Genomic DNA, 13,497 nt, shown 5'->3' with positions numbered 1-13,497 from the left:
CGACACAGAAACATAAATTCCTTTTATAATAGAAAAAAAGCTTGGCAAGCGCCAAGCTTTCTCCTTATAATTCTTTACCTTCTACTGGCAGTACATTTTTCACAGCTGCAACTACTTTCTCATCTTCTGAATCAGATAAGAAAATTGATATAGCACCTTTATCTTCACTTGTACGAATTAAACGCCCAATTCCTTGACGAAGTCGTAAAATCATATATGGTACATCTACATCCCAGAATGGATCATTTACGTGCTTACGTTTCGCTTCAAACACAGGATCGTTTGGAGGGAATGGTAAAGACCAAATAATAACGTGCGATAATGATGAACCAGGAATATCTAAACCTTCCCATAAATGAACCGCACAAAGTACAGTCTCTTCTTCATTTTGGAAACGAGAAACGAGCTGGCTAATTTCCTGATCTCCTTCATATAAGAACGGAACCGACATTTGCTCTTTACTTACATACTCTTTGAACGCTGCAAGCTCTTGCGTTGTACGGAATAATACAAGCGTACGTCCATTTGTTTTTTGTATATTTTCAAGTGTATATTGACACTTTCTTTCCCATTCATTTTCTTTCGTATGTGATAGTAAGTTTACTGTCATTTGCTCTTCGTAATCAAACGGTGAAGCAACTGAGAATGACAAGTAATCTTTTACCCCTAGGCTATTAGCTGTGAAAGCGAATGAATCGTTGTTCGATAATGTCGCAGAAGAGAAAATATACGGTATTTTCTTCGAGAATACTTTCTCTTGTAACACTTCTTCAACTGCACGTGGCATAATAACTAACGTGAAGGCACCATCACCTTCTTCACCCCAAGTAATTACATTTTTCTCGTGCATGAACAGACGAAGTGAATGTTCTAATACATCTAAATGCTCATCAACAATATTTAAATCATACGTGTTTACTGTATGCATTTCACTTTCGAATACTAATGCATCTCCAACTTCACCGATTTTTGCATAAAGTCGTTTCGCTTCAGCTGTTACTTTTTCTGTCACAGTAATTTCTAGACGATCAGAACCGGCAATTTCCTTTTTATTCTCTTGTAACACATCAAAGAATCGTTCAGTTTGCCAAATTGTTTCTTCTACTAAATGTGCAAACTCCTCACGAATATCGTTTTGTAGCAATCTCGTTAATAGTTGCTCCATCATCGTTTGCTTTAAACGGTATGTTAAAGCTTTTTGAGCTGCATATTCTACAAGATGTCCTTCATCGAATACAACGCAGCTACTTTCTGGTAATAATGGAATTTGCCCTTCACGCTTACGAGCATCGTACGTCCAAATATGATCCATATAGAAATCTTGAGAACAAATAATTAAATCTGCTGCTTTACGATAATGTTCACGAGAAAGAGTTTGTCCACAACGATGACGAGAATCACAAGTAAAGCAATCTTGGAAGTAATCCCAATTTACTTTTGACCATTCTTCGTCATTTAAAAGTGGAAATTCTTTTCTGTCACCATAGTGAGTAAAGTTTTGCATCGTACCATGATCGAATACAAACTGTGGTAACTCGTAATATACGTCTTCAATTACTTCTGGAGCTCGTCCACTCATAACATCTTCAAGTTTACGTAAGCATAAATAATTATCCATTGATTTTGCAAGCCTTACATCAACAGATAGCCCTAATGCTTCAGATAACTTAGCGATGTCCCCTTCTTCTTTCACAAGCTGCTCAATTAACGTTTCATCTGCACAAGCAATAATAGCTGGTTTCCCAGTATAACGCGCGTAACAAATTGCATATAGAAGATATACAATTGTTTTCCCTGTTCCTACACCAGCTTCTGCGAACATAACTTTCTTTTCTTGGAAAGCGCGTTCTAACTGAAACGCCATAAAAATTTGTTCATCACGCTCTTCAAAGCCTTTTTCCGGAAGGATGTCGTAAAACACATCTCCAATCCACTCATTCAACTTATCATAAAAATTATCTTGTTTTCCTACTTCAAATGGTAATCTCTTCTCAGTAAACATCCTTAGCCTCCAACCAAAAAGTTTTTCTATAAAAAGATAATAGCAACTGCTACGCATATGTGTGCAGCCACTTTCCCCTGTTGCAATACATAGAAATTCACGAAAAAAAATTTTCCTTTCGAAAAAGGAAAATTTTCTTCTATATTAATGACTTTAAATACCGTTTATCAATCGCTGTTTCATGTGAAAGAGCTGACAAATATTCTTCTTGTGCTTTTTGTATTTCATCTACAATCGCACCTTGACTATCCACTTCTTTTCCGAGCTCATCATACGTACGGTGAATAGCTTTTTGAATCATTGATAATTGAAAATTATCCATATGACTTCCTCCTTTACGCATTACATAATAGCCAGTATATGCGCGCTAGAGGAGTTTTATACTATGAATTACGCGGTGGACGTTTTCCGAAGTATTGGTAGTAATCTGTACGGATAAATCCGTTAAACAGCTTACGCTTCTTCGACGCATCTTTTCCGTAACACTTCTCAAATGCTTCGTAGCTTGTTAATACATACGCTGACCATGTATCTAATGGGCGGAATACTTGTCCCATTTCTTTATACAGTTGTTCAACGAGTGCTTTTTCACTTAAACGTTCTCCGTATGGAGGATTCGTTACAACGTAGCCATAATCCTCTTTTGTTGTGAAATCTTTTACTTGCATTTGTTTAAATGTAATTAAATCGCCTAAGCCTACTTCTTCTGCGTTATCTTGAGCAACTCGAATCATACGATGATCAATATCTGATCCAATGATTTGTAATCGTTGATCATAGTTCGCTAAATCTTCAGCTTCTTGACGAGCTTCACGCCAGTTTTGTTTACCTACCCAGCCCCACTCGTCAGATGCGAAACCACGGTTAAATCCTGGTGCAATGTTTTGTCCAATTAATGCTGCTTCAATCGGAATTGTACCTGATCCACAGAATGGATCAACAAATGGACGATCTGGCTTCCAGTTTGTTAATTTAATTAAAGACGCAGCTAATGTTTCTTTTAACGGAGCTTCCCCTTGATCCATACGGTATCCACGTTTATGAAGCCCAACACCGCTCGCATCAATTGTTAATGTTGCAATATCCTTGAGCATTGCAATCTCGATACGGAATAACGGACCATCTTCTTCAAACCAAGTTGTACGTTTATATGTTGTTTTTAATTTTTCAACGACAGCTTTTTTAACGATACGTTGGCAATCCGAAACACTGAATAATTCAGATTTTAAAGATTTACCGATAACAGGGAATTCACCATTCTCTGGAATATAATCTCCCCAGTTTAATGCTTTTGTTTTTTCAAATAGCTCATCAAATGTCGTTGCTTTAAATTCGCCAACTTTAATTTTTACACGGTCCGCAGTACGTAACCATAAGTTCGTACGACAAATCGCCTTTTCATCTGCTTCAAATGTTACTTTGCTGTTTTCTACTTGACATTCATAACCAAGATCGCGAACTTCTCGGGCAACTAACGCTTCAATACCCATTGCCGCTGTTGCAATTAAAGTAACTTTTCCCATTTGCATTCACCTCTTATGTATATTCAAACAATAATTAATAGCAATTGGTCCTATTAATTATTACATTTTACGAAAAATTTTCTCATTAACCATTTTAACTCATACTTTATAACTTCATACAAATAAAAAGCCCTCCTCTAACAAAGGAGAGCTGAGTTATTTCATAGTTGGTTCATAACGTTCTGTAAGCCATGTTCTGTTCCTTTGTACTACAAACGGCCCACGCCTCGTACTCCGGTGGCAATCATCTATCTACAGGTTATAAAACCTGTCCTTTCCCGTCGTTCATTTCCTTGGAAAAGATTCCCCTACCATTATTTGGGTTTCTCGCTCGTGGGGTTTACCTCGTTCCACTCCTATCATTTCTTCAAGGACTTCGTCACTGTGGCACTTTAAAGGTAGTCAAACCATATCCGAAAGGACTTAGGTTTTTTCCCTGCCGTTAAACCAGCCTTACAGCCAGAATACCCTAGCTTATGAATTGGCTAGGCACGAACACTACAGCCATCTCAGGCCGTGCGAGCATGGACTTTCCTCTACAACGTTGGCGTTGCAGCGATTACCCAAACGTTATGACATCCATTAGTATAGTGGAAACAAAAAGATTTTGCAACGTTTTTTTCTATGTAAAATGCTTAAACCTTTTCCCACCTTACATCATTCGTATAACTTACTTCCAAATACAGCTTTTTCTAAGTTAGATAAGCGTTTTAAAATATCCGTATTCGTGTTGTTATAAACCGGTTGTGCAACTGGTGTTTGTACAGGTTGTTGTGGAACTTGCGTTACTGCTAGTTTTTGTTCCTCTAATTCACGCTTTAAACGAGCATTTTGTTGCTTTAATTGCTCAAACTCTTTGTGGAAAGCTTCATAGTCTTTAATGATCATATCAAGAAACTTGTCTACTTCTTCTTGCTGATAACCTCTCATACCTGTTTTAAATTCTTTTTCTAAAATATCTTTCGCTGTTAATTTAATTTTATCCGAAATCATTTTCTTCACCTCAAATTTTTACCAAAACTTTCATTAACTAAATTTTTTCAGAAACAATGCTTTTTGTCAATCATATATACGAGTACTATATTACATATTACTCTGCATTATTCCACTGTTCCTCTTCTATTATATCTTGTAAATCAGAAAAAAGAATGAAATAACTGTGATAATTTTCTATTTCTCCTTTTTTCTTTGCTGATTCTACAATATATTTGGGACTTCCTGGTTTTTCTTCATCGTATACCGCTAAAAGCGCATCACTTTTTTCAATAAAAAATTGATTTTTTAATTTAAATTGCTCTGGGCTTTCATACTTCCGTTTCGTGATACTATCAACATGGTCTGCTTGAGAAAGAATAAATTCGTAATATTCACGATTATCTTCTTTCCAATTTTCTTCTTGTTCTAAAAACGGAGTGAATACCGCTAATTTTAAATCAGGATATTCTACTTGCATTTCAAAAACAACTTCAGCAGCCCATAATTCTACACCTAATTGGCCGCTTATTATAACCCATTCTAAACCATCTTCTACAAAAGTGATTAATTTACGGTGTAATGCTTTCTTTATACACTCCACTCCTGGATGATCATTTTTAAATATTCCAAGTTCAAATGGCTTATATCCTGTTACTGCAATAACTTTCATATCAACACTCCAATTACAAAAAAAGAACTAGCATTTCGCTAGTTCTAACATATCATTTACTTTTTAAATATTCCACCAACGTTTGGTCCGATATTTGGACCTACTGGTGATACATTGTTTGGTAAAAACGGTGATACATTTGGTCCTGGTCCAAACGGTGATACATTCGGTCCTGGCCCAAATGGAGATATTTGATGACCGTGGTGATGATGATGATGATGACCATGGCCACACGGTCCACATCCGCCACCGAATCCTGGGTCGATTGGGTCCACAACATTTACATTTGAATTTGTTTGCGGGAAGAAGTTTTGGTTTTTAATTTGTTGATGATGTACATGTGTTGTATGTGTTGGGAAAATGTGTGGCACCACCGTTGTTGAAAAAGAGTGTGTTACGCATTGTTTCGTCGGATGAATGACAGGAGCAGTCGTACAAATAGGTCCTGTAGGCTTATGCCCTCCAAAGCAAGGATGACAATGATGCATAGTTTTTTCTCTCCTCTCTCGTTAAAAAAATCTGATTACACTTTACAGTATGAGAAAAGAGAGAAAGCCGTTTGTTATATATACCCATTTATTACAAGGAAATTTGTCTAGTCCTTTATTTCATTTACATTGTTTTTATAGACAATTCTTCAACATCACTTACCAAAAAAGCCTCCAACTTGCTTTACAATACCTGTCACTTGATTCATCGCATTCATCATTTGTCCAGCTGTATTCATCATTTTATTTACATCATAGTTACCATCTGATGTTTTAAATTGAGAAACAAAACTAGAAAACTGACTTGGCTGTTGTTGCTTTTGCTTACCCTGCGTCGGGTACGGTTGTTTTGGTGGATAAAACATCGCTTGTTGATTAGCATACGGAGATGGTGGTGGCATATAATATTGCGAATTCATATAAGGCTGCTGCTGTGGTTGATTCATGTATGGTTGCTGAGCTTGTGATTGTTGAGCTTGATTCACATAAGGTTGCTGCTGCTGTTGTGGTTGTTGAGCTTGATTCACATAAGGTTGCTGCTGTTGTGGTTGTTGAGCTTGATTCATAAAGGACACTTCAAACGGTTGATAATAATTTTGATTTCCATAATAAGGCTCGAAAGGATACATATTATACCGTAAATATGTATCCGTATTATATTGGTACATATTTTGCTGTGCATATGGATTCGTTTGCTGATATAAGTTAGGTTGTTGAAACATGCATTCTCTCCTCCTTCACATAAGTTTCTACATATATAATATGTACCTATAAAATAATATGTGTGATGGAGTATCTGTCTATTTTTGTCGGAAGTTTAAATTTTTAAAAAATTAAAAAAGAAAACCCTTCCATGCTATGATAATGAAGAAGAAGATTCTCATGGGGGAGGAATCAACATGGTATTAGGGGATTTAAAACAAGCGTTTTCTCAAAAAAAGGGGTATTGCACAGAGAATGCAAATGAATTATTAGACTTTGCGAGACATTGGTATCTCGAAGGAAAAATATGCATATCAGATTATCGAACATTAATAAAAGAATTAGAAATAAACGGCGCAACAAAACCTACAACAATGACAGAAGCATAAAAATAACAAGAGGGCTCTCCCTCTTGTTATTTACATTGCTCAACTATATTTTGCAAAGTATACGAAATGGCTTGGTGTGTTTCAAAGAATCGTTTACCTTTACCTTTATTTACAAAGCATTGCAACACATTCGTTTGTAAATTATCATATACTTGATCAATTTGCTGTACATGTATATATTTTGGCTTTTCTTCTTTAATCCACTTATAAGCTAATTCTTTCCACTTCTTTAATTCCTCATCTACCATATCTACAAACGGTTTCATATCCTTATAAAAGTCGTATTCGGTTAGTTCTCTCTTTTTTACATTCGCTTCATTATTATACTGCATGAGTTTTTCTGAAGACTGTATTAATGCTTCATTCTTCATTTCTTTCCCACCTTATTATGCACTCACTACGACGTTTTGAAATGTCTTTACCCAATTCCCTTTCTCTTCGTGATGCACTAATTTATTTTCCATATGTTCAATATGCATTTCTGTTATTTCTATCTTATTGCATATTTTTTCACTCGCATCCTTTAATGCATGATTCATTCTAATCCCTATATTCATTTCCAGCAAATCGAGAGAACTTAACATTTGATCCATTTTTTTCATTACATCTTCCTTCTGAACCATCGCCATATACAAAACGCCTCCTTCTTTGCTTTTCCTTTGTCATGTAATTTCGCCGAATGATTCACCACTCCTGCCCACATGACAAAACTAGTTGTTATTCGTCAAAGAAATCATTTCGTATGTCATTTATAGAAATGGTAACAATACAAAAAGGAGGTGTATTACAATGGCAAAGAACAAAAATAAAAAAAAGAAAAACCAAAACAAACAACAAAATAAACCCGAGACTGGCAATCCAAAGCTAGATGGTCCAAACTTCCCTGCTACATAAAGCGAGACTTTATTACGAACAGTTAAATTTCAAGTCACCCTTAATCTCCTACTAGCATTACGTTTTGAGATTAAAGTTGTAGCACACATAGCAGGATTGTTTCAAATTAAGAAGTCCCGTCTTCAAAATGGAAGACGGGACTTCTTTTTTATTATATCATGAACTCATCCATCCTTTTAGCAAAACGATTTGCCATAGATAGCCTATAGATTTGTTCTCTCTTTCTTCTATACCATTCTGTTATATTAACTTCCCCTTTAGGTTCTTCAGGTACAAATAGCACATTCATTTTCATATTTGCACAAAACCAATCTCTCATTTTTATTTCTTCATGTAAAATAACAGGATAAATATCTCTAAGTGTTGGCGTATAAGACTTTCGAGTTTCCTTTGCGTAAACTTCATAATCTTCTCTAGACCCAGTATGTGTAGTTTGCAATGCAAACTTATAAAACGAACCATTATAAATTGGATGAAACAATAACCATGCTAATTTTTTTCCTAGTTCTATACGCTGTTGTAACGTTTCAAATTGATAAACCGAAAATCCATACATTCTCCCTTCAATTGTTGGGAAGATAACTGCACTAATATGAAGTCTTTCTTGTACTTTAAAAAGTGCAGTATGGAATACATGTTTTTTAAAATATGTGTTCTCAATGACTGGTTTTTGAATTTTATTTTGTTCATTTATAATAAGCGCTGTCATAAGCCTATTCATATCTCTTCTTTCCCAGAAAAGTAACCATTCTTTTTCCATAAAAATTGATACGTTGAAATATTGCAACAAATGAAAGAGAGGTGCACGTCTCTTCTTACTTTCCTCATACAATAATAGCTGAGGAAATGCATCTAAAAAAATAATCCAATTAGCCTGTTCGTACAGAATAAATAAATGTTTTTTTACCGTTCTAGGTAAAACAGTAGCATAATATCTCCCTTCTAAATCAGTCATATTCCAGCCCGCATTTCTCGAAACCATACTCGCTAAAAAGGCCCACCTGATTTCACTATTTCTTAAATAATATTCTTGATAAGATTGTGTCCGAGAAATATTGTCCACATTAGCTATTTCTGTTTTCTTTTTAATATTGTGAATGATTGCTTTTTCTTCCTCTGTACAAAAATTTTTTTCTCGATTTTGTTTCATTTTCATATAATCATTCCATGTAAACATAAATAAGTCATCATACCTTTCATCAAAAAGGTCACATCTTTTTTCATTTTTTGATATAATCACCTTTGTAAGTAATTCTTAGCAAGTTGGGGGTGGACACACTATGACCATTCGTTACCCAAATGGAAAAAGGTATAATCAAGCTTCACAACCTCAAAAAACACCTATAAAAACACATACTTATAGTAATAGAGGTATGTCCCTTGAAGAGGAATTGAATGAAACAAATCAATATTACTTAACCCATAATATTGCATGTGTACATAAAAAGCCTACACCTCTTCAAATTGTAAAAGTAGATTACCCCGCTCGAAGTGCTGCAGTGGTAAAAGAAGCGTATTTTAAACAACCTTCTACAACAGATTACAACGGTGTATACAAAGGGAAATACATCGATTTTGAAGCAAAGGAAACAAAAAATAAAACTAGTTTCCCACTTCAAAACTTCCACCTTCATCAAATTGAACATATGAAGCAAGTGGTTGCTCATAATGGAATTGCATTTGTTATTATTAAATTTACACTTTTTGATGAATTTTATTTACTAGATGCAAAACATATTATTGCATTTTGGAATCGTCAAAATACTGGTGGACGCAAGTCGATTACGAAAGAAGAAATAGAAGAGCATGGATCCTTATTATCATGCGGTTATCACCCTCGGATTGACTATATCCGTGTACTAGACATGGTTTATTTTTCGTGATAGAGTCATCACTAAGGCTCTTTTTTCGACTTTTGGGGGAGAGAATGAAAGGTAGGAGAAAGTATAATGTCAGATAATTATCGTTCTCGTACAGAACGAAATCATGTGAAAAATCAAGAGAAAAAAACACATAAAGAAGAAAAACCAAAGAAAAAAGGCTCCTTTTTCAAGAAATTTCTTATAGGTTGTCTACTTCTTGGTATCGTTGGTCTTGTAGCCGGCGTTTCCGCTTTCTTTGTTATGGTAAAGGATGCTCCAAAATTAGACAAAGCCAAACTTGTTAATCCTTTATCAACAAAGTTTCTTGATAAAAACGGGAATTTCTTCTATGAATACGGTGCTGAAAAACGAACACACGTTACTTATGATCAAATTCCAAAAGTAGTTGAAAATGCATTCCTTGCAACTGAGGATTCGCGTTTCTATGATCATAATGGAATTGATTTTAAACGAACTACAAAAGCAGTTATGGAAAATGTCACTGGTGGTTTCGGTTCCCAAGGTGGTAGTACGATTACACAGCAAGTCGTTAAAAACTACTTTCTAACGATGGACAAAACTGCTAAAAGAAAAGTACAAGAATGGTACTTATCTTACAAATTAGAGCAACAATACTCTAAACATGAGATTTTAGAAATGTACTTAAATAAGATTAATTTAGGTAACCGTTCATACGGTATTGCGACAGCAGCGCAAAAATATTATGGTAAAGATTTAAAAGACTTGCAATTACATGAAGCTGCTATGCTCGCTGGTTTACCCCAAGGTCCAAACATTTATGATCCAACAAAAAAGGAAAATGTTGAACGAGCAACAAATCGTCGTAATGTCGTATTATCATTAATGAATCGACATGGTTATATAACAAAAGAAGAAATGAATAACGCCGTTAAGATCCCAGTAACTGAGGGCCTTCAACCGTCTTCAGAAGTAACTGAGATGAAGTATCAAGCATTTTTAGATGCGGTTGTAAAAGAAGTTGAAAAAGAATATCCTGATGTAAATATCGGTTCAGATGGTTTAACGATTCATACAACACTTGATCAAGATGCTCAAGATTACGCTGAAAAAATTATGGATGGTAATCTTATTAAGTATCCAAACGATCAATTCCAAGGATCATTCGTATTTATGGATACACAATCTGGAGAAGTTCGAGCAATTGGTGCTGGACGTAAAGAAAATAAGTCCACTTTCAAAGGTCATAATATGGCAACTGATTTAAAACGCCAAGTTGGTTCAACAATGAAACCAATTTTCGACTACGGTCCAGCGATTGAGAATCTTCAATGGTCTACTTACCATCAATTAAATGACTCTGAATATACTTATTCGGATGGCACAAAGATTAAAAATGCTACAGGGAGTTTTAAAGGTGACGTTTCACTTCGTGAAGCATTGAAGAAGTCATTAAACATCCCGGCTTTAAAGACAGCTCAAACAGTTGGACTTAATAAATCAAAAGAGTTTGCTGAAGGTTTAGGCATGACATTTGAAAATGGAGTACATGAATCTACTGCAATTGGTAGTAACGATAGTTCTCCATTAGCAGTAGCAGGTGCATATGCAACCTTCGGTAATAGTGGTAACTATAATAAACCACACTTCGTAAAAGAAGTAACCTTCCCGGACGGGAAAAAGAAAAGCTTTAAACCGAAAGAACAACGCGCTATGCAAGACTATACAGCTTACATGGTAACTGACGTTCTTCGTGACGTAGTAAAACCTGGTTCTGGTGGTACAGGACCAACAGCATATGTTTCAGGTGTTGACGTAGCGGGTAAAACTGGAACGCAAAACTTTGATGCAAAAGATTTAAAGAAATACGGCATTCCAGCTGATGCAAACAGGGATAGCTGGTTCGCTGGATATACACCACAATATACGATGGCTGTATGGACTGGTTACGTAAAGAATGGTCCAGAAAACTACATTAGTGATCGTTATACTAAAATTGCACAGCAAATGTTCCAAGTAATGATGAGCAAATTCGCTACAGATAAATCTCGCTTTGAACGTCCTTCTTCTGTACAAGAAATAAACGGAGAATTATACGTAAAAGGTGCGAAAAAAGATGCAATTAAACAAATTAAAGTAGATGCCCCTAGTGGTCTGAATGTCACTTTTGATGGCGCTAGCACAGTTACACTAAACTGGTCTGGACCAGCAGAAGTCGATGCATATGCAGCCAGCTATAAAGCAACTGATGGTTCAAGTGGTAGCCTATCAATAAGTGGTACGACAGCTACTCTTGGTGGTATTAAACCAGGTGTTACTTACAGCTTCTCTGTAGTAGCGAAAAAAGGCACTGGAACAAGCCCAGCAGTTGGTGCATCCTTCACTGCGCCTGGCGGAACTCCAGATGCGAAAAAAGCTGAAGAAGAGGCTAAGAAAAAGGCCGATGAAGAAGCTAAGAAAAAAGCTGATGAAGAAGCCCAGAAAAAGGCTAATGAAGATAAAGTAAAACAAGACGAAGCTAAGAAAAAGGCTGAAGAAGAGGCTAAGAAACAACAAGAACAACAGCAAGAACAACAACGTAAACAGCAAGAAGAAGCTCAAAAGAAAGCTGATGAGGAAGCTAGAAGAAAAGCTGATGAAGAAGCTAAGAAAAAAGCTGATGAAGAAGCTAAGAAGAAAGCTGAAGAAGAGGCCAAGAAAAAAGCTGAAGAAGAGGCTAAGAAACAACAAGAACAGCAACACCAAAATACCGGAGGAGATACACCTCACGCAGACGGTGCTGTTGTTACAACAGAGTCCTAATATACAAAAAAAAGAAGTCCGTTTCTCTTAACGAGAAGCGGACTTCTTTTTTGTTATCATTTTCTTTACATACAGCTTTTCTATTTCGATATACAACTGCGCTAATTGAATATAAGAATGATAATTACTCGGTTTCTTTATAATGAATGAATATCTTTCCATAAAATTAACAGGTTGCACTTTTAATTTATTCGTATTTATTTGCATTTCATTCAAACTATGAACAGGTTGTTCATTTAGCCAATAGACAACCGATAACAAGTGAGCTGCAAAAAGAATCATTGGTCCCTCAGCCTCTTGCTTATTTCTATTTCGAAACAGTATAGCAATGTCTTTATGCTTATTTTTCCATACATTCAACATCGCTGGAATGCTGTTTTCAATTTCCTTCCACGGCTCATACTGTCTTTCAATATCAAATATAAAGTAAGTATTTTGTATTATCTCTTCAAAAGAATTGTCTGTATGATACTTAATTAAATTTACACTTTCTTTAAAAAATGGTAAACAGTGAAATTCTTTCGGTATTTCTATAACTCGCTCCATCCTTTATTTCACCTTCATTCGCTTCTTTCCTTCACGACATACTTCTAACAGTCTGCACTCCTCACATTGCGGTCGTTGTGCTTTACAGTGATAACGTCCAAAGAAAATCATACGATGATGTGTAACTCCCCACTCATCCATCGGTACTTTCTTCATTAATGTTTTTTCTACTTCTAACACCGAATCTTTCCATCTACAAATCGCTAACCGTTTACTCACTCTTTCTACATGCGTATCAACAGCAATTGCCGGGATGCCATACGCTACCGAAACAACTACATTTGCTGTTTTTCTCCCTACTCCTGGTAATTTCGTCAACTCGTCACGGTCTTCTGGAACTTTTCCATTGTAATCATCCAGCAACATCTGACACAATTTTTGAATGTTTTTTGCTTTATTTCTATACAACCCAATAGAACGTATATCTTGTTGTAACTCTTCCAAAGATACACTTAAATAATCTTCTGGTGTTTTATATTTTTGAAATAAATTTTTCGTCACTTTATTTACAAGTGCATCTGTACATTGTGCAGATAGTGCCACCGCGATTACTAATTCAAAAGGATTCTCATGAATTAATTCACAATGTGCTTCTGGATACATATCCGCCATTGTGTCTAAACAATAGCGAATTTGCGTTTTATTTAACATATACTTCCTCCTAT

At 35.7% G+C, this 13,497-nt stretch carries 16 protein-coding genes and 1 other RNA gene; 4 read left to right on the top strand and 13 right to left on the bottom strand.

Going from position 1 to position 13,497, the window contains the following annotated elements; all coding sequences use genetic code 11:
- Nucleotides 1–64 precede the first annotated feature (64 nt).
- The 8 genes from ACTFRM_RS04225 to ACTFRM_RS04190 form a co-directional block, all read right to left on the bottom strand.
- Nucleotides 65–2,002: an ATP-dependent DNA helicase gene (locus tag ACTFRM_RS04225; protein WP_000493709.1), complete on the bottom strand. Its 1,938-nt coding sequence runs from the start codon at nucleotides 2,000–2,002 to the stop codon at nucleotides 65–67.
- A 139-nt stretch (nucleotides 2,003–2,141) separates the two neighbouring features.
- Entirely contained in the window at nucleotides 2,142–2,324 is a 183-nt protein-coding gene (locus tag ACTFRM_RS04220) for a DUF3921 domain-containing protein (RefSeq protein WP_000368570.1), read from the bottom strand.
- A gap of 61 nt (nucleotides 2,325–2,385) precedes the next feature.
- Nucleotides 2,386–3,525: a THUMP domain-containing class I SAM-dependent RNA methyltransferase gene (locus ACTFRM_RS04215; protein WP_000521224.1), complete on the bottom strand. Its 1,140-nt coding sequence runs from the start codon at nucleotides 3,523–3,525 to the stop codon at nucleotides 2,386–2,388.
- 180 nt (nucleotides 3,526–3,705) lie between these two features.
- Nucleotides 3,706–4,096: RNase P RNA component class B (gene rnpB / locus ACTFRM_RS04210), an RNA gene on the bottom strand.
- 86 nt (nucleotides 4,097–4,182) lie between these two features.
- Entirely contained in the window at nucleotides 4,183–4,518 is a 336-nt protein-coding gene (gene gpsB / locus ACTFRM_RS04205) for a cell division regulator GpsB (protein WP_000622431.1), read from the bottom strand.
- Nucleotides 4,519–4,615: 97 nt separating this feature from the next.
- Nucleotides 4,616–5,170, bottom strand: a complete 555-nt coding sequence (locus tag ACTFRM_RS04200; protein ID WP_000862908.1) for a DUF1273 domain-containing protein — start codon at nucleotides 5,168–5,170, stop codon at nucleotides 4,616–4,618.
- A 56-nt stretch (nucleotides 5,171–5,226) separates the two neighbouring features.
- Entirely contained in the window at nucleotides 5,227–5,658 is a 432-nt protein-coding gene (locus tag ACTFRM_RS04195; protein WP_000546272.1) for a CotD family spore coat protein, read from the bottom strand.
- 155 nt (nucleotides 5,659–5,813) lie between these two features.
- Nucleotides 5,814–6,380 (bottom strand): YppG family protein, encoded by a 567-nt coding sequence (locus ACTFRM_RS04190; protein ID WP_000487608.1) that lies wholly within the window; start codon nucleotides 6,378–6,380, stop codon nucleotides 5,814–5,816.
- 177 nt (nucleotides 6,381–6,557) lie between these two features.
- Here ACTFRM_RS04190 and ACTFRM_RS04185 point away from each other — a divergent pair, with 177 nt between their 5' ends.
- On the top strand, nucleotides 6,558–6,749 hold the full coding sequence (locus tag ACTFRM_RS04185; RefSeq protein ID WP_000242652.1) for a YppF family protein: 192 nt from the start codon (nucleotides 6,558–6,560) through the stop codon (nucleotides 6,747–6,749).
- Nucleotides 6,750–6,775: 26 nt separating this feature from the next.
- On the opposite strand, the gene ACTFRM_RS04180 is transcribed toward ACTFRM_RS04185, so the two are convergent.
- On the bottom strand, nucleotides 6,776–7,120 hold the full coding sequence (locus ACTFRM_RS04180; RefSeq protein ID WP_000786939.1) for a YppE family protein: 345 nt from the start codon (nucleotides 7,118–7,120) through the stop codon (nucleotides 6,776–6,778).
- Between the two features lie 15 nt (nucleotides 7,121–7,135).
- Nucleotides 7,136–7,378 carry a hypothetical protein gene (locus tag ACTFRM_RS04175; RefSeq protein ID WP_001252036.1) on the bottom strand — a complete coding sequence of 81 codons (243 nt, stop codon included), beginning with the start codon at nucleotides 7,376–7,378 and terminating at the stop codon, nucleotides 7,136–7,138.
- Nucleotides 7,379–7,463: 85 nt separating this feature from the next.
- Between ACTFRM_RS04175 and ACTFRM_RS04170 the strand changes: the two genes are divergently transcribed.
- Nucleotides 7,464–7,643, top strand: a complete 180-nt coding sequence (locus tag ACTFRM_RS04170; RefSeq protein ID WP_078385333.1) for a phage portal protein — start codon at nucleotides 7,464–7,466, stop codon at nucleotides 7,641–7,643.
- 151 nt (nucleotides 7,644–7,794) lie between these two features.
- Here ACTFRM_RS04170 and ACTFRM_RS04165 read toward each other — a convergent pair whose 3' ends face one another.
- On the bottom strand, nucleotides 7,795–8,820 hold the full coding sequence (locus ACTFRM_RS04165) for a DUF2515 domain-containing protein (protein ID WP_000495659.1): 1,026 nt from the start codon (nucleotides 8,818–8,820) through the stop codon (nucleotides 7,795–7,797).
- 103 nt (nucleotides 8,821–8,923) lie between these two features.
- On the opposite strand from ACTFRM_RS04165, the gene recU reads away from it, so the two are divergent.
- Together recU and ACTFRM_RS04155 are read left to right on the top strand one after the other, a co-directional pair.
- Entirely contained in the window at nucleotides 8,924–9,526 is a 603-nt protein-coding gene (recU, locus tag ACTFRM_RS04160; RefSeq protein WP_000155598.1) for a Holliday junction resolvase RecU, read from the top strand.
- 66 nt (nucleotides 9,527–9,592) lie between these two features.
- Nucleotides 9,593–12,286: a PBP1A family penicillin-binding protein gene (locus ACTFRM_RS04155; protein ID WP_001283089.1), complete on the top strand. Its 2,694-nt coding sequence runs from the start codon at nucleotides 9,593–9,595 to the stop codon at nucleotides 12,284–12,286.
- 27 nt (nucleotides 12,287–12,313) lie between these two features.
- On the opposite strand, the gene ACTFRM_RS04150 is transcribed toward ACTFRM_RS04155, so the two are convergent.
- Together ACTFRM_RS04150 and nth are read right to left on the bottom strand one after the other, a co-directional pair.
- On the bottom strand, nucleotides 12,314–12,832 hold the full coding sequence (locus tag ACTFRM_RS04150; protein WP_440043093.1) for a YpoC family protein: 519 nt from the start codon (nucleotides 12,830–12,832) through the stop codon (nucleotides 12,314–12,316).
- Nucleotides 12,833–12,835: 3 nt separating this feature from the next.
- Nucleotides 12,836–13,483 (bottom strand): endonuclease III, encoded by a 648-nt coding sequence (gene nth / locus ACTFRM_RS04145; RefSeq protein WP_000933030.1) that lies wholly within the window; start codon nucleotides 13,481–13,483, stop codon nucleotides 12,836–12,838.
- Between the last annotated feature and the right edge of the window lie 14 nt (nucleotides 13,484–13,497).

Origin of the sequence: Bacillus cereus group sp. MYBK227-1, from assembly GCF_051916325.1 — a bacterium.
Classification (GTDB): Bacteria; Bacillota; Bacilli; order Bacillales; family Bacillaceae_G; genus Bacillus_A; species Bacillus_A cereus.
Note: the sequence above shows the minus strand (reverse complement) of the source record. Positions and strands in the feature narration are given on the sequence as shown.

Excerpts from the sequence above, each read along its gene's own strand:
- ACTFRM_RS04225 (WP_000493709.1), bottom strand. The coding sequence starts at position 2,002 with ATGTTTACTGAGAAGAGATTACCATTTGAAGTAGGAAAACAAGATAAT.
- ACTFRM_RS04220 (WP_000368570.1), bottom strand. The coding sequence starts at position 2,324 with ATGGATAATTTTCAATTATCAATGATTCAAAAAGCTATTCACCGTACG.
- ACTFRM_RS04215 (WP_000521224.1), bottom strand. The coding sequence starts at position 3,525 with ATGGGAAAAGTTACTTTAATTGCAACAGCGGCAATGGGTATTGAAGCG.
- gpsB (WP_000622431.1), bottom strand. The coding sequence starts at position 4,518 with ATGATTTCGGATAAAATTAAATTAACAGCGAAAGATATTTTAGAAAAA.
- ACTFRM_RS04200 (WP_000862908.1), bottom strand. The coding sequence starts at position 5,170 with ATGAAAGTTATTGCAGTAACAGGATATAAGCCATTTGAACTTGGAATA.
- ACTFRM_RS04195 (WP_000546272.1), bottom strand. The coding sequence starts at position 5,658 with ATGCATCATTGTCATCCTTGCTTTGGAGGGCATAAGCCTACAGGACCT.
- ACTFRM_RS04190 (WP_000487608.1), bottom strand. The coding sequence starts at position 6,380 with ATGTTTCAACAACCTAACTTATATCAGCAAACGAATCCATATGCACAG.
- ACTFRM_RS04185 (WP_000242652.1), top strand. The coding sequence starts at position 6,558 with ATGGTATTAGGGGATTTAAAACAAGCGTTTTCTCAAAAAAAGGGGTAT.
- ACTFRM_RS04180 (WP_000786939.1), bottom strand. The coding sequence starts at position 7,120 with ATGAAGAATGAAGCATTAATACAGTCTTCAGAAAAACTCATGCAGTAT.
- ACTFRM_RS04175 (WP_001252036.1), bottom strand. The coding sequence starts at position 7,378 with ATGGCGATGGTTCAGAAGGAAGATGTAATGAAAAAAATGGATCAAATG.
- ACTFRM_RS04165 (WP_000495659.1), bottom strand. The coding sequence starts at position 8,820 with ATGTTTACATGGAATGATTATATGAAAATGAAACAAAATCGAGAAAAA.
- recU (WP_000155598.1), top strand. The coding sequence starts at position 8,924 with ATGACCATTCGTTACCCAAATGGAAAAAGGTATAATCAAGCTTCACAA.
- ACTFRM_RS04155 (WP_001283089.1), top strand. The coding sequence starts at position 9,593 with ATGTCAGATAATTATCGTTCTCGTACAGAACGAAATCATGTGAAAAAT.
- ACTFRM_RS04150 (WP_440043093.1), bottom strand. The coding sequence starts at position 12,832 with ATGGAGCGAGTTATAGAAATACCGAAAGAATTTCACTGTTTACCATTT.
- nth (WP_000933030.1), bottom strand. The coding sequence starts at position 13,483 with ATGTTAAATAAAACGCAAATTCGCTATTGTTTAGACACAATGGCGGAT.